General features: G+C 65.2%; 18 protein-coding genes and 3 pseudogenes. 10 read left to right on the top strand and 11 right to left on the bottom strand.

Features of this window, described 5'->3' with window-relative positions; all coding sequences use genetic code 11:
- Positions 1–19: 19 nt before the first annotated feature.
- Positions 20–481, top strand: a complete 462-nt coding sequence (locus ABIC94_RS11060; RefSeq protein WP_354373057.1) for a VOC family protein — start codon at positions 20–22, stop codon at positions 479–481.
- Here the strand turns inward: ABIC94_RS11060 and ABIC94_RS11055 are convergent.
- Entirely contained in the window at positions 451–1,311 is an 861-nt protein-coding gene (locus ABIC94_RS11055) for an NmrA family NAD(P)-binding protein (RefSeq protein ID WP_354373056.1), read from the bottom strand. The genes ABIC94_RS11060 and ABIC94_RS11055 overlap by 31 nt on opposite strands.
- A gap of 178 nt (positions 1,312–1,489) precedes the next feature.
- Here ABIC94_RS11055 and ABIC94_RS11050 point away from each other — a divergent pair, with 178 nt between their 5' ends.
- Entirely contained in the window at positions 1,490–2,734 is a 1,245-nt protein-coding gene (locus ABIC94_RS11050; RefSeq protein WP_354373055.1) for an MFS transporter, read from the top strand.
- Positions 2,735–2,769: 35 nt separating this feature from the next.
- Here ABIC94_RS11050 and ABIC94_RS11045 read toward each other — a convergent pair whose 3' ends face one another.
- Positions 2,770–3,471 carry a B3/B4 domain-containing protein gene (locus ABIC94_RS11045; RefSeq protein WP_354373054.1) on the bottom strand — a complete coding sequence of 234 codons (702 nt, stop codon included), beginning with the start codon at positions 3,469–3,471 and terminating at the stop codon, positions 2,770–2,772.
- A 39-nt stretch (positions 3,472–3,510) separates the two neighbouring features.
- The gene (locus ABIC94_RS11040) at positions 3,511–4,374 is read right to left on the bottom strand and encodes an AraC family transcriptional regulator (RefSeq protein ID WP_354373053.1); all 864 of its coding nucleotides are present in this window, start codon (positions 4,372–4,374) and stop codon (positions 3,511–3,513) included.
- Between the two features lie 124 nt (positions 4,375–4,498).
- Here ABIC94_RS11040 and ABIC94_RS11035 point away from each other — a divergent pair, with 124 nt between their 5' ends.
- Both ABIC94_RS11035 and ABIC94_RS11030 read left to right on the top strand, forming a co-directional pair.
- Complete coding sequence (locus tag ABIC94_RS11035; RefSeq protein WP_354373052.1) at positions 4,499–5,140, top strand: dihydrofolate reductase family protein; 642 nt, start codon at positions 4,499–4,501, stop codon at positions 5,138–5,140.
- 66 nt (positions 5,141–5,206) lie between these two features.
- Positions 5,207–5,653 (top strand): VOC family protein, encoded by a 447-nt coding sequence (locus tag ABIC94_RS11030; RefSeq protein ID WP_354373051.1) that lies wholly within the window; start codon positions 5,207–5,209, stop codon positions 5,651–5,653.
- Positions 5,654–5,719: 66 nt separating this feature from the next.
- On the opposite strand, the gene ABIC94_RS11025 is transcribed toward ABIC94_RS11030, so the two are convergent.
- From ABIC94_RS11025 to ABIC94_RS11000, 6 genes are all read right to left on the bottom strand, one after another.
- Entirely contained in the window at positions 5,720–6,172 is a 453-nt protein-coding gene (locus ABIC94_RS11025; protein WP_354373050.1) for a hypothetical protein, read from the bottom strand.
- A 50-nt stretch (positions 6,173–6,222) separates the two neighbouring features.
- Positions 6,223–7,623 (bottom strand): DUF3526 domain-containing protein, encoded by a 1,401-nt coding sequence (locus tag ABIC94_RS11020; protein WP_354373049.1) that lies wholly within the window; start codon positions 7,621–7,623, stop codon positions 6,223–6,225.
- The gene (locus ABIC94_RS11015) at positions 7,620–9,041 is read right to left on the bottom strand and encodes an ABC transporter permease subunit (protein ID WP_354373048.1); all 1,422 of its coding nucleotides are present in this window, start codon (positions 9,039–9,041) and stop codon (positions 7,620–7,622) included. Before ABIC94_RS11015 ends, ABIC94_RS11020 begins: the two co-directional genes overlap by 4 nt.
- Positions 9,038–9,772, bottom strand: coding sequence for an ABC transporter ATP-binding protein (locus ABIC94_RS11010; RefSeq protein WP_354373047.1), 735 nt, complete (start codon positions 9,770–9,772; stop codon positions 9,038–9,040). Before ABIC94_RS11010 ends, ABIC94_RS11015 begins: the two co-directional genes overlap by 4 nt.
- A gap of 8 nt (positions 9,773–9,780) precedes the next feature.
- Positions 9,781–11,835 carry a TonB-dependent receptor gene (locus ABIC94_RS11005; RefSeq protein WP_354373046.1) on the bottom strand — a complete coding sequence of 685 codons (2,055 nt, stop codon included), beginning with the start codon at positions 11,833–11,835 and terminating at the stop codon, positions 9,781–9,783.
- A gap of 128 nt (positions 11,836–11,963) precedes the next feature.
- Positions 11,964–12,326 (bottom strand): DUF2946 family protein, encoded by a 363-nt coding sequence (locus ABIC94_RS11000; RefSeq protein ID WP_354373045.1) that lies wholly within the window; start codon positions 12,324–12,326, stop codon positions 11,964–11,966.
- A gap of 11 nt (positions 12,327–12,337) precedes the next feature.
- Here ABIC94_RS11000 and ABIC94_RS10995 point away from each other — a divergent pair, with 11 nt between their 5' ends.
- From ABIC94_RS10995 to ABIC94_RS10975, 5 genes and pseudogenes are all read left to right on the top strand, one after another.
- Complete coding sequence (locus ABIC94_RS10995) at positions 12,338–12,814, top strand: Fur family transcriptional regulator (protein ID WP_354373044.1); 477 nt, start codon at positions 12,338–12,340, stop codon at positions 12,812–12,814.
- A gap of 227 nt (positions 12,815–13,041) precedes the next feature.
- Positions 13,042–15,462: a catalase gene (locus tag ABIC94_RS10990; RefSeq protein WP_354373043.1), complete on the top strand. Its 2,421-nt coding sequence runs from the start codon at positions 13,042–13,044 to the stop codon at positions 15,460–15,462.
- Positions 15,463–15,834: 372 nt separating this feature from the next.
- Complete coding sequence (locus tag ABIC94_RS10985) at positions 15,835–15,984, top strand: hypothetical protein (protein ID WP_354373042.1); 150 nt, start codon at positions 15,835–15,837, stop codon at positions 15,982–15,984.
- Between the two features lie 207 nt (positions 15,985–16,191).
- Positions 16,192–16,497 (top strand): annotated as a pseudogene (locus tag ABIC94_RS10980) (IS110 family transposase); the annotation flags it as partial.
- Positions 16,498–16,521: 24 nt separating this feature from the next.
- Positions 16,522–17,013 (top strand): annotated as a pseudogene (locus tag ABIC94_RS10975) (IS66 family transposase); the annotation flags it as partial.
- 181 nt (positions 17,014–17,194) lie between these two features.
- On the opposite strand, the gene ABIC94_RS10970 reads toward ABIC94_RS10975, so the two are convergent.
- Positions 17,195–18,211: a Bug family tripartite tricarboxylate transporter substrate binding protein gene (locus ABIC94_RS10970; RefSeq protein WP_354373041.1), complete on the bottom strand. Its 1,017-nt coding sequence runs from the start codon at positions 18,209–18,211 to the stop codon at positions 17,195–17,197.
- A gap of 319 nt (positions 18,212–18,530) precedes the next feature.
- Here ABIC94_RS10970 and ABIC94_RS10965 point away from each other — a divergent pair.
- A pseudogene (locus ABIC94_RS10965) lies at positions 18,531–18,889 on the top strand (IS66 family transposase); the annotation flags it as partial.
- 432 nt (positions 18,890–19,321) lie between these two features.
- Here ABIC94_RS10965 and ABIC94_RS10960 read toward each other — a convergent pair.
- Positions 19,322–20,500, bottom strand: coding sequence for a PLP-dependent transferase (locus ABIC94_RS10960; RefSeq protein WP_354373040.1), 1,179 nt, complete (start codon positions 20,498–20,500; stop codon positions 19,322–19,324).
- Positions 20,501–20,564 lie beyond the last annotated feature (64 nt).

Raw genomic sequence — 20,564 nt, 5'->3', positions numbered from 1 at the left:
TCTCTATCCGGAGGACTTCATGCAACCAAGAATCACCGTCATCACCCTCGGCGTCGAGAACCTGGAGAGAGCTGTCGCGTTCTATCGGGACGGCCTGGGCTTGCCCACCCAAGGCATTGTGGGCAAAGAGTTCGAAAACGGCGCCGTCGCCTTCTTCGACCTGCAGGACGGACTCAAGCTCGCCGTGTGGCCACGCTCGAGCATTGCCGCCGATGCCGGCCTTCCGCTGCAAGCGGGCGGCTCTCTTGAATTCACACTCGGGCACAACGTGTTGTCGAAAGCCGAAGTGGACGCGGTCATGCAGCAAGCCACGAAGGCCGGCGCCACCGTGGTGAAAACCGCGGCAGACACGTTCTATGGCGGCTACGCCGGCTACTTCAAGGACCCGGACGGACATCTGTGGGAGGCCATCTACAACCCGCAGTTGCTGCCGAAGGCTGAAGGCCGCGGTCAGGATGCCGCAACCAAGTCGCGGATGTAGGCCTCGAGCGTCGTGGGCCCGCGCAACGCATCGCGAGGCATGTCGAAGGCGCTGTCGACGCTGACCGCGGCCATCCGCGCATACGAATCGGCAGCAGCTTCGGAGAAGCCGAGGCCGCGGTATGCCTCCTTCCACTTGTCGCGCGGCGTGACGTCGACCTCCACCGGCCGACCGAGCGCTTTCGAGAACGCCTTTGCCACGTCTGCCGACGAATAGCGTTCCGGGCCCTCCACGTAGCGGACGCCGGTGTCGTTTAGGGAGGACATCAGCCGCTGGGCTGCTACCAGGCCCAGGTCGTGCGGCGCGGCCATCGGAATGGCAAGGTCAGCGGCATACATCGTCGGCAGCTTGCCCCTGCTGCGGACAACATCGAGCAGGCTGTCCCAGTTGCTCATGTAGTAGGCCGCGCGGTTGATGGCCGCCGGAATCGATTGCCGGCGCAGCCCTTCTTCGAGTTCCCACAAAACGCTGAGGTCGCCGATGCGGTCGCCGGGCTGCGCGCCGCCGGTCGATTCCGCAACGACCTTCTCCAACCCCGAGCCCTCCAGCGCAGCAAGAATGTTGGCGACCGTTCGTCTCTCGACCACATCGGTATCGGTCGTCGTGTCGGCGGGCGGGTTGAGCAGGAAGGCGCGGCGCCCACGCCGCAACGCCGCGCGCAGCGACGCCACGTCGTCGACATTCGCCTCGGCGATCTCGGCGCCTTTGGTGCGCCAGGCACCGGCGCGGTTCGCGTCGCGCGTGACGATCGTCACCTGTTCGCCTCGGCCGAGCAGCACCTGCGCCACGGCCGAGCCGACATGTCCTGTTCCACCCATGATGACGTACATCGCATCTCTCCTGTTCGTCGTGGTTGAAGAAAAGTCCAGTGCGCACCATGCGGCGCATGAGCCTTGGTTTTTGCACCGAACGGGTCTTCGACGCAACCCTGGGGGCTTGGCAAAGAGCTGAATCCCGTTATAGTCAACCAATTGGTTCACCATTTTCAACCGTCCACGGAACAAGACGATGAACACCCATGCCTCCGCCCGTTCCGCCGACGCGCTCGATTCGAACTGGTCCATTGTTGCCGCCGGCGCCCTGATGACTTGCGTCGCCATCGGCGTGCTGTTTTCGCTGGCCGTTTTCCTGGAGCCCATGAGCGCGGCCACCGGCTGGTCGCGCGCGGGTATTTCCAGTGCCATGACACTGGCCTTCCTGAGCATGGGGGTGGCCGGGTTCGGCTGGGGCGCATTGAGCGACCGGTATGGCCCGCGCGTGGTGGTGCTGGCGGGCACGGTGCTTCTGGGCCTCTCGACGGTGCTGGCCAGCCGTGCGTCGACCTTGATCGAGTTCCAGCTTTTCTACGGTGTGATGATGGGCATCGCCGCCGGCAGCTTCTTCGCGCCGGTGATTGCAACCACCGCATCCTGGTTCGACAGGCATCGCAGCCTGGCCGTCTCGCTGGTGTCGGCAGGCATGGGCGTGGCGCCGATGACCATCTCTCCGCTGGCCGCGTGGCTCGTGACGCACTACGACTGGCGCGCGGCGCAGCTGATCATCGGCATCGGCGCGTGGATCGTCCTGCTGCCCGCGGTCTGGCTCATTCGCGCAGCCCCGGGGGCCGGCAATGCGGCCGCCCAGGGCACCGCAGCCCAGGCGCCGGAGATGAAGGTCGGGCAGGCGCTGCGCTCGCGTGCCTTCCTGGTGCTCGGAATCACGTTCTTCGCCTGCTGCGCGGCCCACTCCGGGCCGATCTTCCACACAGTCAGCTATGCCATCGGCTGCGGCCTGCCCACCTTCGCGGCCGTGACCATCTACAGCATGGAAGGCGCTGCCGGGCTGGGCGGGCGCCTGCTCTTCGGCGTGCTGGCAGACCGGCTGGGCGCAAAGCGGGTGCTCGTCGCCGGCCTGCTGATTCAGGCCTTTGCCGCCGCGAGCTACCTGCTGGTCAATCAGCTGGGTGGCTTCTACGCAGTGGCCATTGTCTTCGGCCTCGCCTACGGCGGCGTGATGCCGCTCTATGCGGTGCTGGCGCGAGACTATTTCGGCGCCCGCATCCTGGGCACGGTGCTGGGCGCGGCGTCGATGCTGTCCAGCCTGGGCATGGCGCTCGGGCCGGTGCTGGGTGGCTGGCTCTTCGACCGCTACGGCAGCTATGCCTGGATGTACATCGGCTCGATGGCCGTGGGGCTCGGCGCGGTGGCCATCGCGCTCACGTTTCCGCGAACGGACCATGCCGACAAGCAGCCTCGCTTGCAGCCGGCGGGCTGATTCTTCAGGCGCGCGGAGACGACCGCCCCTTCAATTCAGAGCGCAAGGCGAGGCGATTCCTTGCGCAAGATCGCGCATGCCGCCGGCGGTTCCCAGATTTCGGCCAGCGCGCCGGACAGCGCGTCCAACAGTTGCCGGACATCGTGGCCGGCGCTCGCATGCAATGCCTCGGCCACGATGAGAACCTGGGAGGTTTCGTTGCGCACGGCGGAATGCGCGCTTTGGCGATGGGTCCAGCGCCGGGCGTGTGCGCGGCCGCCGGCATCCGCGAAGATGACTTCGCCGCGTTCGGGCGTTTCCGTTTCGCCCGAAAACGCGAGGTAGCTTTCCGTGCCGTTCGCGCACCGTACTTCCAGCCACTCGGCGACCTTCGACAGGTCGAATATCGCGATGGGAATCGCGAAGGCCAACGACAACGCGTTGCAAAGATCGACGAGCGGGTGAATCGGCGGCAGCGACCCTTCTTTCCTGAACCGGCGCAGCAGGGATTCGGACGCGCATCGGTACTGCGTGGGCTTGAGGCCCATGCGCCCGAAAGTACGGCGCCATGCCTGGATCTCAGGAAAATCGGCTTCCGTGCCGACGGCTTCGAGCCTTGCGCGCGCAATGCCGTGGTAGTGCGCCACCTGCGCCTGCACGGCGACGTTCTTGTGAATGCCCTGCGCCGCCAGAACACCCGGTACCAGTTCGGGATGCTGCTCCCAGATTTCCGGTGAATGAGAGAAGAAAAAATGCATGGCGCAGTGTGTCTTTTGCGCGGCGATGCGTCTTGAACGCTATTGCAGCGGCCCGGGTCGTGTTGTGCAGGCACGCTGCCATGCGCCGGGTGTGAAGCCGAAATGCAGGGCGAACGCGCGCGTCATGTGGCTCTGGTCCGCAAAGCCGGCCGCCATGGCCGCGTCTGTCAATGCAGCCCCTCGGCGGATGAGCCCGCGCGCGACTTCCGCGCGCTGCTGAAGCAGCCATGCAAACGGCGTCACGCCATGGACCTCCTTGAAGCGCCGCAGCAGCTGGTATTTGCTCAGCCCTGAAGAGGCAGCCAACTCGGTCAAGCTCGGCGGCTGCGCAAGGCTGTCCGCGAGCATTTCGCGGGCCCGTGAAACGTCGACCGATGCCGCACGAGCAGGTAGCCCATGTGCGCCGTGGCGCGTTGCAAGCACGGTGCAGGTCTGCACGAACAGCTCCTCGCAACGCAGTGCGTCCGGCAGCGCTTGCGAGTGCGAGTGCGCGGCATCCCGTGCCTCCAGCATCCGCAAAAGCTCGCCGAGCATGCGCCGCAACCGGTCGTCCTTGATGACGGGGCGAATCAGGGCCATGTCGCGCGCCGCGCCGGTTGAGGCCGCATCCACCGCCCATCGAAGCGCATCAGGCTCGAGATACAGCATGCGCCAGCGGCGAAAGGGCCCACCGAGCGGCCGCCCGTCATGCACTTCACCCGGATTCGTCGCGATGACGTTGCCGGCATACGCATCGACGTTGCCGCATCCGCTGGCCGAACTTTGCGCGCCCTCGTCGATGACGCCCACCCCGAACGTGGCATGCCAGTGCCTGCCGTAGTGGCGATTGCTCGAGATGCTCGTGCCGTGCACGCCCTCCCAGGGGGAGCCGAAGACGCGGCAGGCGTGGTGCGGGTTCCTCATCGCGCGGAGTATGCATGCGCGGCGAGTCGACAGGCAGAAACCGCGGCTTCACTGTCATTGCTGCGCAAACCCGCAACTTCTAGACTCGCCGCTCCGACCATCTTTTCATTAACAGGTGAACAGCATGTCAAAGCTTCGACTCAGGATCTCGATGTCGCTGGACGGGTTCGTCGCCGGGCCGAACCAAAGTTTGCACGAGCCGCTCGGCACCGGCGGCGAGCAATTGCACGAGTGGGTATTTCCGCTGGAGGCCTGGCGGCGTCCACATGGCATGGATGGGGGCGTGGTGAACGAGAGCACGCCGGTGATGGAGGAAGAGCTCGCCAACATTGGCGCGACCATCATGGGCCGCAATATGTTCGGCGGGGGTCCGGGCCCGTGGAGCAAGACGGATCCGTGGAGCGGCTGGTGGGGCCGCAACCCGCCGTTTCATCACCCGGTGTTCGTGCTGACGCATCACGCGCGCGAACCGCTGATCATGGAGGGCGGCACGAGCTTTACGTTCGTAACCGACGGGATCGAGAGTGCGCTGGATCGGGCCCGACGCGCGGCGGGCGGAAAGGACGTAGCGCTGGCGGGCGGCGCGCGCGCTGCGCAACAGTACTTGAAAGCTGGCCTGGTCGATGAAATGCAGCTTCACCTGGTGCCGACGCTGCTCGGTGGCGGCGAGCGCTTGTTCGACAACGTCGACGCTCTGCATGCCCTCACCATGGTGAAAACGGTCGCGGCACCGAACGTGATTCACCTGAAATTCGTGAAAACTTGAAAGCGTGCCGCGACGCTGCATCGGGACGGAAAATACGCGACACCGTTGAAGAAGGGACCGAAGGAAATGACAGTCAAGCGAATGGACAACGTCCTGATAGTTGTCGACGATCTCGAAGCGGTGAAGGCGTTCTTTATCGAGCTGGGCCTCAAGCTTGAGGGCCAAACCACGGTTGAAGGGCCTTCTATCGGAAGCCTCATAGGGCTTGGAGACATCCGAGCCACCCTCGCAATGCTGCGGACTCCCGATGGGCAGGGAATCGAACTGGACAAATTCCACACGCCAGATGCAGTCAGGTTCGGGCCCGTGGACGCGCCGGTGAACGCCTTGGGTCTTCGTCGCGTCATGTTTGCCGTCGATGACATCGATGCTGTCGTTGCGCGGATGCAGGCCCACGGCGCAGAACTCATTGGCCGGATGCAGTATGAAAAATCGTACCGGCTCGCCTATATCCGTGGGCCCGAAGGCATCATCGTCGGGCTTGCCGAGCAGGCGACCGAAACAGCGCGTTAACCGCTCCGCGGGATCGCGCCCTTTTTTTGCTCCACCGTCACCCGGCCGCGCAAGCGCCCGGGCGATTCAAGCGATTTCGGTTGCCTCTGCCCATACCTTGCTGAAAAGAGACTCGCGGGTTTTGTTGAACACGGCGCTTGAGTGCAGGCCCACTGTGGACTCTATCCGCGTGGTCTTGCCGAAGTCGGCGCTGGAAACCCAGACCGTGTCCGGCGCCACGAGCACGACTTTGGCATTGTTGTTTCGGTGCAGCGCCACGCGTACTTCGGGGAAGCGTTGCTTGAGCAACCTTGCCTCCTTTTGTGCATCGGCATTCGCAATGATGAAGATGTCTCGCGGGCGCTTGCCCAAGGTCCGAGAGATGTACTCCGGGTCCGGGAGGGAGCCGGTCATGATCAAGACGGGGCCGACCACGCGCGAAATTTGCGACAGGCGCTTGTTCCACGTGCTTGTGCAAACGGAGATCTTCGCGTCTTCGCAGGAGAACGCAAAGCCGCCACTGTCGTCTCTGAAAATCATGGGGTGCTTCGAAAAGATGAACTGATGCGGAGGTGGTGGCGGCTGTGCCTTCAAGGACGGAGGCCCGCGCGCGCAAGGCCCACGGCGGCAATCAGCGCGATCGCGAAGATGCCCAACGCCATCGCACCTCGCCAGGCCGCACTCTCCCGGCTTGCTGCCAAAGGCTCGAACACGGGCAGCTTGTCGTAGTGCTCCGCGGTCAACCCGCGGTAGCTCATGACTCGGGGCACGAAATAGGTACGCCAGGCGTCCTCGTATGAATTGACGGCGTTCACATGCCGCGCATAGCGCGGGGCATCGATGCCGGCAAGCCGGTCGGCCGTCATCGCGAGCGCCATGCCCGGCGAAAGCCAGGACCATCGCTCGAGCAGAGCGAAACGGCGCGCACGCGCTTCGTCGAACTCCGCCATCAGCGGGCGGATCTCGCGGTCCTGGGCCAGGTACCTCGGCAGGAAGCTGACTGGCCAGGTGTGGGTGCTGCGCCCGGCCGGTCTGTCAGCCGGGTGAGCGGCATACCAAGCGGCCAGGTGCTCCTCCATATGCACTTCGGCGTCTTGCTGGGCGGCGCGCAGTTCGGCAACCGCCGTCAGCCGCGATGGCATCGGTGCCTCACTGTCGGCAAGGCCTGCCAAGGCCGCGGGCATGACGAACGTGGCCAGCAGCCAGGCACCGAGCATGCCGAGCGCCGCAGCGCCGGACGACACCGGCAGCAAGCAGAACAGCCCGGCCAACGCAGTCCAGCAGACGGTGAACGCACCCAGCGTCGCCAGCCAGACCGCACCGGCGTGCCAGGTCGAGCCCGGGTCCAGCGCGAACGCCAGCAGCGACGCACCGGCGGCCAATGACCAGGCCGCCGCCGCGCGGATGCAGAGCGCGATCGCGAACACCCTCCAGGGTTGCGCGCATTGCGCAACGACGAGCCGCCACCGGCCTTGCTCCCGGTCCTCCTGCACCAGTCCGTAGCACAGCCCCAAGATGGCGAGGGGTAGCAGCAGCGCGACCAGCGTCGCGAAATCAGGCGGCCCCAGGTCTTCAAGCAGCGGGTTCGAGATCCGGTCGCTCTTGCGTGCGTCGGTATGCCGGCTCTCGACCGTGACGCGCATCGTCGGGCTCAGCAGCTCGAATGTTCCGGTTCCAAGGGCAAGGCCGCCGAGCGCAGGCAGATGCGCGGGAGGCGCGCCGAGCCGGGCGAACTGGAATGCGGCCATCATTGCCTTTGTGTCGCCGCTTGGCGTCGCGGCGTTCGTTCCGGCTGCTGCCTCGCGCGCCTGTGTGCGCGCCTGCTCCCACGTGGCCATCTCCTGAGCATTCAGGAGCCGCAATTCCCTGGCGGCAAATCCTGACCAGAGCGCACTCATGCAAAGCAGCACTGCCAAGGCGGCCAATACCCAGAGATGCGTATGCTGGCGAACGAAGCGCCGCCATTCCGCGCGCAAGATGAGGTTCGTCATGGCCCCAGCCTCCGCGCTGCAAGCACCAGCAAGCCGCAGGCCGCCATCGCCCAGGCGAGCAGCACGCCGAGGTCGGGCAACGCTGCGCGCAACGCGAAAGCGACGGTGGGCGGCGTGTAGTGAAATACATCGACCGACCGCCAGAGCGCGTCACCGGCGTACTTGTCATCGAACGAGGTCAGCCCGCGGGTGTTGTCCATGTCCCACTGGTCGATCTTGATGTTCGCGCGACGGCGGTACTGCTCGGCCGCCTCCTCGAAGTGGCGCTGATGCGCGAGGTCGGTGCCGGAGAGCTTCATGGAAATCGCACGCATGGCCGCCGTCGGGCTGAATGCCGAGGCGATGCGCGCAACGCTCTCCTGCATTGCGTACCGATCCCAGAGGCGGCCGAAGTGAATCGCATGCACGCGGTCGGCGTAGGCGTCCCGTTCCATCCGGCGCAGCGCATAGGCGCCGAACGGCAGGTCTTCCAGGCGACGCACGCTGTGCCGGCGCAGAAGCTCCGCATCGAAACGTTCGTTGCGCGCGGCCAGCGCGCCATCGCCCGGCAGGCCTTCGGCGTAGTCGCGCTGGATGTCACCCCAGAAGCGCTCGGCTGTCGGCAGCGGTGCCACGGCCTGCGCGCTCGCGGCGCCCAGGCGCGGCACGACGAAGACGAACGCGATCCACAGGCCCAGCAAGACGAACAGCGCGCGCCGGCTGCTCGCCGCCAGGGCTGACACCGCCAGTGCCAAGGCTGCAAAGACACCGCAGTAGATCAAGAAGGTGCCCGCCAGAACGGCCGCGCGCCATACGGTGTCCGCGCCAGGCCACGCGCCTGCCGTCACCAGGGCAAGACCCGCTCCCACTGCTGCCAGCGGAACCAGCGAGACCACCGCGAGCAGCGCCAGGAACTTTCCCGCCAGCAGCGCACGGCCGCGCAAGCCGGCGCTGTGCAGCATGCGCAAGGTTCCGCTTTCCCGTTCCAAGCTGACGGCGTTGAAAGCCAGGGCGACGATCAGCAGCGGCAGCAGCGCCTGCAGCACGAAAGCCGGCGTCAAGGACCCGAAGCGCACCGACGGCGGCTCGTCGGCCGCGGGACGAAAGCGCGTCATGTTGCGCCGATGCGGCTCGAGCCAGAGCGCCTGGCCCAGGTAGGGACCGAGCCCGGGATCGACCACGGCCAGCGGCGAGTCGGGGCGGAATGCGTAGAGGCCGAAATGCGCGCCGCGATGCGGGTGCTTGTCACCCTGCGAGTCCCACTGCTGACGCACCAGTTCGCTGACTTGCGCCTTCTCCTGCGCGAGGCGCCGCTGCTGCTGCGCCGAAGCAAACAGCAGGCCGGCCAGCAGCAGCGACATCGAGACGGCAAGTACAACGAAACGCCCGTCGCGAACGAGCGCGCGCAGTTCCTTTCGCAGCACAGCGGCGGCCGTCACGCGACCGACTCCAAGGGCGCCGCGCGCGTGTGGGCCAGATAGGCGCGCTCCAGCTCGTCGTGGCTGACGGTGTGGGTATCGAACTGCGCGACGAGGCGCCCTTCCTTCATGATTCCGATGCGATCCGCGACCTGCTTGGCGTTGAACAGGTCGTGCGTGGCCATTAGCACGGCCATGCCGGTACCGGCGGCGGCGCGCACGCGCTGTGCAAAGTCGTTGGCGGCGCCGGGATCGAGGCCTGAGGTGGGCTCGTCGAGCAACATCGCCTTCGCATGTTTGGCATGCGCAATGGCAAGGCCGACTTTCTGCCGCATGCCCTTCGAGTAAGTGGCGACACGCGCTGTGTGCGACACCGCTTGCAGGCCGGCCTGATCTAGCAAGGCGTGGCCTGCCGCATCGGCCAGTGGCACGCCACCCAGCGCACAGAAGTACTGAAGGTTCTCGATGCCGCTCAGATACGGATACAGCGCCACGTTCTCGGGCAGGTAGGCCAGATGGCGCCGCGCCGCATCGCCGTTGCGGCGCGGATCGATCCCGGCGACCTGAACACTTCCGGCCGTCGGCGCCACGAAGCCCAGCAGCGCGTTCAGGGTGGTTGTCTTGCCCGCGCCGTTGCCGCCGAGCAGCGCGTAGACGCTGCCGGCCGGCACGCTCAGGTCGAGTCCGTCGATCGCACGGCGCCCGCCCAAGGTGACGACCAGCCCTCGCGCCGAGAGCACTTCCTGGTCCATGCGGCGCCTCAGAAGAAGTAGCGCATGGACGCGCCGACCTGTGTGCGCGGCTGCGGCGACACCAGCAAGCCGGCCGCGGTGCCGTAGGCGATGTCGCTCGCAAACCGCCGCGGCTGAAAGATCGCGAACACCGAGAACTGGAACTGCTGCCAGTCGTAGGTTGCCTTGAGGTCGTAGCGCGTATAGGTCGGCATGGTTCGCAGCTGGGTCTGCGGCGTGCCTTCGTAGTACGGATTGCCGGACGTCAGGTAGGCGTCGGCATTCACGGTGAGCCGGCCTTCGCCCAGGCGTTGGCGGTACTCCGCTCCCAGCTTGACCTGGTGCCGCGGCACCGACAGCCGCTCGCCGGTGTTGGGCAGCGGGTTGTTGACGCGCGCCTCGAGCACGCGGCCGTAGCTGCCGTAGACCGACCAAGCACTGTCGATCCGCAGCCTTGACTCGAGCTCGAAGCCCTTGCGCGTGGTCTCGCCCACGGACTTGAACGAGCCGTCCGCCTGCGCGACGATTTCATCCTGATTGAGCGTGTGATAGACCACGCCCGAAGCGCTCCACGATGCGGTGGGCGACACCGTGAAACCCAGGTCGTGGGACTTGACCTTCGAGGGCGCCACATCGAACACCGTGCCGCCTCGCGCGCCCAGCGGCCCGGTTGCCCCGCTGCCGCTGATCTGCTCCGCGGCCGGCGATCGAAAGCCCTCGGCAATGTTGGCGAAGATGTCGAGCGTCGGCGTCACGCTCCACACCGCGCCGATCTTCGGTGTCGTCACGGCACTGCTGTAGCCCGTGGACGCAGCGGGTAGTTTGCGGTTCCCGATGTCGTAGTCGAACCAGTCGCGCCGCACGCCGCCGAGCAGCTTGAAGTTCTGCGCGAGCTTGTATTGCCCTTGGGCAAACAGGCCATAGGTCAACAGATCCAGCTCCTGGTTGTTGATGTAGCTGGCCGTCGGCACGCCATTGCGCCAGACGCGGCGCAGCGCGTCGCCCTTGTCGCGCCGCAGTTCGCCGCCCACGAAAAGCGAGGCCGCATCGCCGAAGACGAAGTTCTGCGCCAGCCGCCCGCCGTAGAAGTGGCGGTCGTCCTCGCCTACCGTTTGCAGCACGCTGCTCGTCGAGGTGCCGCGCACCCGTTCGAAAGTCTCGCCATAGGCCGTGGCGTACCAGCCAGCCTCGCCGCTGGCCGGTGTGCGATTGAAGACCAGTGCCGTGCGTTCGCCGCTGCCGAAGCCCGGCAGGTTGAATTGGGTCGATCGGGGGTCCACAATGCCGCGCTGCAAATCGGGCAGCAGCAGGTAGCCGGGCGCTCTCGACTCGGAGCGGTAGTGGTTCACGCGCAGGCTGTACAGGCCATCGCCCACTTGGGTCGAAAGCTTCCAAAACAGGTTGTCTCGCTCGATGCGGCCATCGCGCCGATAGCTGTCGGTGCGGTAGGCATCGGCGATGAAGAGCGACTGCACGTCGTTGAAACGGTTGGAGAGCACCAGCGATCCGCGCCGCCCACCGTAGCTTTCGAGCGAGACCCCGACGCTCGACGATGCGGGAACCGTTTGCGTCGTGATGCCCACGGCGCCGGCGCGGTTCTGGTCCCCGTACAACGCCGAGACCGGTCCCTTGATCACGTCGATGCGACCGATCATGTCTGACGTCAGCCATTCCAGGAAGGCAGGGCCATGGCCGGCGCCGGCTTGGCTCGACGGCATGTTCTGGGGCACGCCGTCCACGTACACCGCGGTGTCCGCGCCATGCGTTCCCTGCGTGGCGAAGCCGCGCATGCGAAAGCCGTTGCCCGTGTCGCCTTGGTCGATGTTGTTGGCGACCACGCCGGGTACACGGCGAAAGATGTTCGAGATGTCCCGCCCGACGTTGAGCGTGCCGAGCTCTTCGGGCGTGATGACCGTGACGCCCGCGGGCAGGCCGGTGCTGTCGGTGGTGACTTGCGTGCGCTTGCCTTGAAGGTCGACACGGTCGCCTTCGGCGGTTACGCGCACTTCGTTCAGCGTGCCGGCCGGCGCTTGCGCCTGTGCTGAAGCAAGCAGGGGCGTCGCAAGGGCGAATGCGAAAGCCATGGGTGCCCGGCACCCCAGAGATGGTGAGTTCATGAAAGGAAGGAAGAAGACGTCAGGCAGCAGCCACACTGGCGCGCGGCCAGCGTCTGCAACGAACTCAGGTAGGCCGCGCTGCTTGCGCTGCGGCCTCAGACGTTCTGTGGCGGGCCTCGAGGCGAGGCGCCCCGATACGCGGGGGCTGCAATGACGTGCGCCGGCGCCTGGCGCTGGCGCTGAAGACGTACAGGCGGTGGGCTGGCCGGCAGCTCAGGCCTGGAAGCCAGCAGCACCTGGTGGGCGTGCGCCATGCACCCGCTGCAATGGCAGGGAGCCTCGGCACCCTCGTCGCCGTCGTCTTCGCTTCCGCCATCCGCGCTGTGGAGATGCTGGAAATGCCCGGACTCCGAAGCCTGATGTCCGGCCCCCGTTTCGACACCGTGCGGCGTGGCCGCGCCCGCGTTGATGAACGCGACCGCAAGAACCAGCCAGAGGAGAAAACGAGAAATGCGCATGGCGGAAAAGCGTGGATCATAGCGACGAACCCGCCAATTGCAAATCCATTCTCATTTGCGATTACCATGGGTGTGTGGAACGTCATACACGCCAACGCGACGCGGTGCTCGCCGCGCTGTCCGACAGCCGGCGGTCTCTTACCCCGCAGGAGATCTGCGAGCTTGCGCAGCGATCGGTCCCCCGCCTGAGCCTCTCAACGGTTTATCGGCAGCTGAAGAGCCTGCTGGAGGACGACGAAATCGTGGGCGTCGATTTGCCGGGCCAGGCCACGCGCTACGAGGCGCTGTGCGAGTCCGATCACGGTGAAGCGGACCACCATCACCATCACTTCCACTGCGGTGACTGCGGTCGTGTGTTTCCGATCCACGGTTGCCCCGGGCGCATGGAAGACCTGGCCCCTGCGGGTTTTCTGGTCCAACGCCACGATCTGACGTTGCATGGGCGATGCGCGGACTGCACGGGCGTCCGCCGGAGCAGCAGCCGATGAAAGCGGCCACGAATTCGAATCCGTTGGGTGGGCGGTAGCCGAGCCAAGTACAGCCGCTTGGCGTTGTAGGCCTCTTCGATGAACTGCGGCTGCCGTCGTCCGTGGCCGCGCGGCGCGGCGCGGCATCGATGAAACGGACGGCATCGAATTGCCTGCGGCGTCCTACAGGCCCGCCTGATTCTCCGTTCTACGTTGAACCTCCCCGAATCAACCCCGGAACTCCTCCCATGGCCAAACCACCCAAAGCCAGCGCGCCCTCCCCGGCCGCGCTCGATGCCGCCCGTGCCGCGGCGCGCAACACCGACAGCGGCCCCGCGCACGCCGCACCGCCCGCGGCAGGCAAAGGCGACATCCCCGCGCAGAAGGCGATCGACACGCAGGTGCTCGCCGCGTCGATGCCCGCCAACACCAACAAGCCGCTCGAGCACGGGCCGGTCCCACCCGTGGGGCTGCACACGCAGCCGCCGTCGCGCCTGCCCACCGGCAGCACGCCGTCGGAGTCGAACGCTTCCGGCAAGACGGGCACGGTCGCGCCCGAAGGCATCAACGCCACCATCGACACGCTGGACCGCGTGCGCGTTGATTCGGGCGGGCAGCAGCTCACGACCAACCAGGGCGTGCGGATCGCCGACAACCAGAACTCGCTCAAGGCCGGTGCGCGCGGGCCGGTGCTGCTTGAAGACTTCATCCTGCGCGAGAAGATCACGCACTTCGACCACGAGCGAATTCCCGAGCGCATCGTCCATGCGCGCGGCTCGGGAGCGCACGGCTTCTTCGAATGCTACGAACCGCTGACGAACTACACCAAGGCGGCGCCCTTTCAAGAGGCCGGCAAGGTGACGCCCGTGTTCGTGCGCTTCTCGACTGTGGCTGGCGAGCGCGGCTCCAAGGACACGGCGCGCGACGTGCGTGGCTTCGCCGTCAAGTTCTACACCGACGAGGGCAACTGGGACCTGGTCGGCAACAACATGCCGGTGTTCTTCATCCAGGATGCGATGAAGTTTCCCGACCTGGTCCACGCTGTGAAGCCCGAGCCGCATCATGCGATGCCGCAGGCGGCCTCGGCGCACGACACCTTCTGGGACTTCGTGTCGCTCATGCCCGAGAGCACGCACATGCTGATGTGGCAGATGAGCGACCGTGCCATTCCGCGCAGCTACCGCACGATGCAGGGCTTCGGCGTGCACACTTTCCGGCTCGTCAACGACGCGGGCGAATCGGTGCTCGTCAAGTTCCACTGGCAACCGAAGCTCGGCACGCATTCGCTGGTCTGGGACGAGGCGGTGAAGATCTCCGGTGCCGACCCCGACTACCACCGCCGCGACCTCTGGGAAGCGATCGACGCAGGCGAGTACCCCGAATGGGAACTGGGCCTGCAGATCTTCACGGAGGAACAGGCCGAGCAATTCAGCTTTGACGTTCTCGACGCGACGAAGATCGTGCCCGAGGAGCTGGTGCCGGTGCGGATCGTGGGCCGCATGGTGCTCAACCGCAACCCCGACAACTTCTTTGCCGAGACCGAGCAGGTGGCGTTCTGCGCGGCGCACGTGGTGCCCGGCATCGACTTCACCAACGACCCGCTGCTGGCGGGGCGCATCCATTCGTACGTCGACACGCAGATCTCGCGCCTGGGCGGCCCCAACTTCCATGAGTTGCCGATCAATGCACCGGTGGCGCCCGTGCACAACAACCAGCGCGACGGCATGCACCGCCAGGCCATCCACCGCGGACGCTCGGCCTACGAGCCCAATTCGCTCGGCGGCGGCTGCCCCTTCCAGGCCGGCGCCGGACAAGGCTTCGAGAGCATTGCGAAGCGGTTGGACGCCAAGGAGAGCAGCGACAAGGTGCGCGTCAAGCCCGAGAAGTTTGCCGACCACTACACGCAGGCGCGGCTGTTCTTCGAGAGCCAGACGCCGTGGGAGCAGGCGCACATCGCCGCCGCCTTCCGCTTCGAGCTGTCGAAGGTGACGGTGCCCGCCGTGCGCGAGCGCGTGGTCGCCAGCCTGCACAACGCATCGCCCGACCTCGCCGCGCGCGTGGCGCAGGGGCTGGGCATGGCGCTGCCCGCACCGCTGCCCCGCGCCATGGAAACACCGCCGGCCCCCGAAGTCGACCGCTCGCCCGCGCTGTCACTTACCGCGCGGCCCGGTGACGGTGGCATCCGCACGCGCAAGATCGCGATGCTGGTGGCCGATGGCGCAGACGGCGTCGCCCTGGGCAAGCTGCTGGTCGCGCTGGTGGGCGCGGGGGCCGTGCCGCGGCTGGTGGCCTCGCGCCTGGGCACCTGCGCCGTGGCGGGCACCGCGCCGATGGAGGCCGATGCGAGCATGGAGAACAGCCCCGGGTTCCTGTTCGACGCGCTCGTGCTGCCCGACGGGCTCGCGGCCGTCGAGGCGCTGGTCGCCGACGGCCACACGATGGATTTCATCAAGGACCAGTACCGGCACGGCAAGACCATCCTTGCGCTTGGCGCATCGCAGGCCTTGCTCACCGAAGCGGGCATTCCGCTCGCGCTGCCCGACGGCACGCCCGACCCGGGGCTGATCCTCACGGACGCGGCCGCCGTGGACGCCGCCGCCAGCGATTTCATCGCGAGCGTTGCGCAACACCGCCATCCGGCACGCGAGAGCGATCCGCCGCGGCTGTGAAGATGTGGCGGCACGGGGCAGCAGTAGCGCCCCGCGCTGACGGTGACCGATCCGGCAGATATACGCAACGCAGCGGTGCTTGTCGCTGCAGGCCTCATCGAAGCCCCCTCCCGACCGAGGCAGAGGAAGCCGAAGGGCCGGGCAGCCGATCCGAAGGTGCCCCACCGGAGGCTCCCGATCGCATTCCTTCCCCTGAGAGGCGCTTTGTCATAGGCAGTGGCAGGACTGGCGGGGCGATTGTCTCCCTGGACAAGGGGCGCACCACTCATGCGCGCGGGCGGCGCAATTTCTACAGTGACTCCATGGCGAAACGCTTGGTCCCAGGACGGGCAGCACGCAGCGCCAATTGGTCACTTTACTGGGAGAACGCACATGAAACCGCTCAACCTGCTGCCGGGAAATTTCTTCATGAACCTGCTGCGTGAAGACGCGGGCATGTCGTCCATGGAGTTCGCTTTCGTCGGGGCGCTCTTGCTGTTCGTCTATTTGCTTTTGTTGCTTGCAGTGCGATTCAGCAACTGAGCGTGAGCTGCCGACTCGCGTTGAAGAGCGTATTGACCGCTCCGCGCGTAGCCACCTGTGCTCGCCAACACATCAAGCCCTTGTATTACCTTGACGGCATTGGCTTCCACATCGAAGACGCGCCCACCGACAACAGTTGCCTTGATCGGTTCGACGAAGCTGAGTGTGACGTTGTCACCACCACTTGATCCGAAAGGGGCGTCCACCATGAAGATTTCGACTGTTGGCATCGACTTGGCAAAGAACGTGTTCCAGGTCCACGGCATAGATGAGCACGGCAAGGCTGTGCTGAGGAAGCGGCTTCGACGCAATCAGGTAGCCGAGTTCTTCGTCAATCTGCCGCCGTGTCTCATCGGCATGGAAACCTGCGGGAGTGCCCATCACTGGGCCCGCAAGCTCGAAGGAATGGCCCACACCGTTCGCTTGATGGCGCCGCAGCACGTCAAGCGTTACGTCAAGACAAACAAGAACGACGCGGCTGACGCCGAGGCCATCTGCGAGGCAGTAGTGCGCCTCAGGCTGCCGGGCGAGCATGGCTGGCGCGGCACGCTGGTATGCGATGACTTCAGTGGCTGCAAGGCGTGCTTCGAGCTCGGCGTCACTAAGGCGGGCTGCTTGGCACACGCGAGGCGCAAGTTGCACGAACTCTGGGTCAATCACGGCAGCCCGATCGGCGAGCAGGAGCTGAAGTTCTTCGGCGAGCTCTGCGCTGTTGAACGCGAGGTCGCCGAGCTAATGCCGGACGAGCGACGTCGAATACGACAAGAGAAGTCCCGCAAGGTGGCCGATGCCCTGCAGCAATGGCTCGCCGGGCAACGGCAGAGGGTGCCGGAGGGCTCGGCCACGGCCAGGGCGATCGACTACAGCCTCAAGCGCTGGCAGGCGCTCACGCGCTACATCGATGACGGCGATCTGCCGGCGGACAACAACTGGGTGGAGAACCAGATCCAGTCGATCGCCATCGGAAGATCAAACTGGCTGTTCGCAGGCTCGCTACGGGCAGGCCAGCGCGCTGCGGTCAGCCGCAGCGCGGATGCGTCCTCGCTGAATCTCGACCTCTTCATCGCTTCTCCTTGCGCCCCTCCGCGGGTTCCGGAGAGCAACCGCACCCTCTACTTTTGAAAAGTCCGGAATTCGGGGGATCACAGGGGCAAGGTCAAAGGTCATTCGCGCCAATAAGCTTAAGTTCCAGACAGAACGAAACACTGCACTAGTCGATCCGGATGTCGAGTCGCTTGACCAGTGCGCCGTACACTTGGCGCTCTTCGCTCTGCAGCTTGCGCAATCCGTCGGCGGAGGTGGGATCAGGCTTGGCGCCTTGCACACGCAGCACGTCGACGAACGCCTTATCCTGCATGGCCTTGTGCACAGCACTGGTCAGTTCGTCCATCTTCGCAGCGGATGTGCCAGCCGGCGCATACAGTGCCTGCCAGAGCCCCATCGACAGGTCGACGCCCAGTTCCTTAAGCGTGGGACTTTGCGGCAACAGCTCCAGGCGCGTGGCCGTTGCACTCGCCAGGATCCTGGCCCGGCCATCCTTGGATGCGGCGTCGGCGGCGCCCGCAGGGACGAACATCATGTCCACCTGTTTGCTGAGCACGGCTTGCACGGCGGGTGCTTGGCCCGAAAAAGGCACGTGGAGCAGTTCAAGACCCAAGGCCGTTGCCAGCCGTTCCATGGCGAGATGGACGATGCTGCCCACGCCCCAGCTAGCATAGCTGATTGCGCCGGGCCGGCTCTTGGCCAGCCGGGTTAAATCTGCGACATTGCGAATCTGGTCCAGTGATTGGCCCACTGTCAGCACGATAGGAATATGGGAGACCAAACTCACCGGGCGCAAATCGGTTTCGGGGTTGTAAGGCAGTTTGCGGTAAATGAACTGAATAATCGACTGTGTATCGACGATGCCCAGAAGCAAGGTGTTGCCGTCGGGTGCCGACCGAGCGACATAACCGGCACCGATGCTGCCGCCTGCACCAGGCCGGTTCTCCACAATTACATTTTGGTGCACTAGGTCGCCCAGTGGTTTAGCCAAGGCTCGTGCCAATACGTCATTAACCCCGCCCGCGTTAAAAGGCGAAACTATCTTGAGCGCTTGGTTGGCCCGCACCAAGGTCCAAGGTGTGGCGCTCGTCCAGCCGATGGCCGATGCGCATGCCGTTTTGAGAGCGATTCTCCGGGAGATGGACATAAAAATTCCTAAAACAGAATAGAGGTTGATATTCACGTCACTTCATGCGAGAAGCATGCAAGCCGGCACCCGTAAACTTGCACGGTAGCTTGCATAAAAGCCAGTCCCCGGCGGGCGCTCGAGTCGACATTGGTGAGGTTGAGAAACACGAGTCAATCCAGCAGACCGGGCGTGATCAGCTCTCGCGCAGGGGGCGATCTATCGCAAGCTCCCGGTGGATCCGCTGAAGGACTTCACGCGAACCTCAAGGATGGCTAAGGCGGGCAGGCGCTGTAGTTCTTCGGCGAGCTGTACGACACGTCGAGCGTGAGGTGGTCGGGGCCGGCGGCGCCATGCGCTGCGCCAATGGATGCGCCAATGGATGCGCCAGCAGCGGCAGAAGATCCCCGACGAATCAGCTACTGCCAAGGCAGTCGACCACAGCCTCAAATGCTGGGATGCACTCACTCGCTTCCTGGAAGACGGTGATCTGCCGATCGGCAACAACTGGATTAAGAACAGATCCGGCCCGTTGCCCTCGGACGGCAGAACTGGCTGTTCGCCGGATCACTACGCGCAGGCAAACGAGCGGCAGCCGTGATGACCTGATCCACTCGGCCAAGCTCAACGGGCACGACCCCTACGCCTATATCCGCGACGTCCTCACGCGACTGCCGACGCAGCCTGCCAGTCGCATTGAAGATGCATCTGCCACATTGTTGGCAGCACAGCTGAACACCGAACTCGCCGTCAAGGCGGGTTGGCCGGACGCCTACGCCGTCGCGGGCTGAAGCTTCACCGACCATACGCACTGCTTCGAGGACGACTACCTTGGCTCCCTTGCCAACGCTGCCGACAGTCCGGTGAAGCCGCCACCTGCGACCAGGATGCAACGATTGCGCGGTGTCGGGGTCGCCCCTCCCTGCGACGTTGTTCACAACTCCCAGGCGCTTAGCTGCGAGATTCGATGGGGCACACGTCTTTTCGTGCGTTGAACTGCGCAAGTGCTCAAACGGCTGCACTATCCTTTTTGGAAGTGATGTTGGTCTGCGCCCGCCGGTATGTGGCTCTACCCCTTAAGTTTTCGCCATTCGGAGGAAATGATGAAGGGGCCGCGGCGTCTGTGTAGATCACTCCTTCTTGCACCGCTGGGCTTTGAGAATTCGTCTATGCAGCCAACGCCTCGGACAGCGCTTGTGCCAAATCTTCTCGCAGATCGTCAGCGCCCTCCAGGCCGATCGAGAAGCGCAGCAGATGCCCGGCATAACTCTGCTTGCCGCTGCGGATGCTTCCCATGTCATAGGCCATGACCAGACTCATGGGCCCGCCCCAGGACAGGCCGATCCCGAACAATTGAAGACGGTCGCAGAAAGCATCGACTTGCGCGGGGGTGCGAGACTCGTCGATGAGCACCGAGAAGAGGCCGGCGGCTGCGCTGCAGTGGGTCGCCCAGTATTCGTGCCCTGGACAGGATTCCAAGGCGGGGTGCAAGACCCTGCTTATTCCGTTTTGCCTGGCCAACCAAGAGGCGAGCGCCCGAGCCGTGGCGTCGTGCAGGTCATAGCGAGCCTTGATGGATGCCAAGCCCCGCAGCACCAGTTCTGCGTCGTTGGCGCCCACGCCCATGCCCAGGTCCAGGTAGGCGATGCGGAGCTTGTCACGCAGCTTATCGTCGTTGGTGATGATCGAGCCCATCAGGACGTCGGCACCGCCTGAAGGGTACTTTGTCAGCGCGTGAACGCTGATGTCCACGCCCATCTCGAACGGCGCGAATGCGATGCCTGCGCCCCAGGTGTTGTCGAGCGCGACGATCGCGCCCGCGTTCTTGGCCGTCGCCACCAATGTGCGAAGGTCCGGAAATTCCATGGTGATCGAGCCTGGTGCCTCGACCCAGACGAGCTTGGTACGCACGCTGAACTTGGCCTGCAGATCGGCGACGTCCAAGGGGTCGTAGCACTGATGGGTGATGCCCATCTGCGAGAGCGTCGCCCGTGCATGGCGCAGCGAAGGCCCATAGACGTTGGTGGGCAGAAGCACCTCGTCGCCGCTCGACAGCAAGCCGAGGTTGACCAGGGCAATGGCCGCCTGACCGCTCGGACAGAGCAGGCAGTGCCGACCACCTTCGAGCGTACACAAGCGCTGTTCGAGCGTGTACGTGGTCGGCGTGCCGTAGAGGCCGTAGCTATACCCGTCGCGGTAGCCGAATGCCTTGGCACGTTCGCGCACCGTTGCCGCGTTGGGGAACAACACCGTCGATCCCTTGAACACGCCCGGGGGAACCGCCTCGTAGCCGGCCGGCGGAACGTAGGCGTGGTGAATCAACTGGGTGCTGATGTCTTGAGGCATGGCGAGAGCTCTTCTGCAGGATCAGGAGCTTCAATGTATCGGAACACGGGTTGGCTGCCGCAGT

This window comes from Variovorax paradoxus (genome assembly GCF_040544635.1).
GTDB classification, from domain to species: Bacteria; Pseudomonadota; Gammaproteobacteria; order Burkholderiales; family Burkholderiaceae_C; genus Variovorax; species Variovorax paradoxus_R.
Note: the sequence above shows the minus strand (reverse complement) of the source record. Positions and strands in the feature narration are given on the sequence as shown.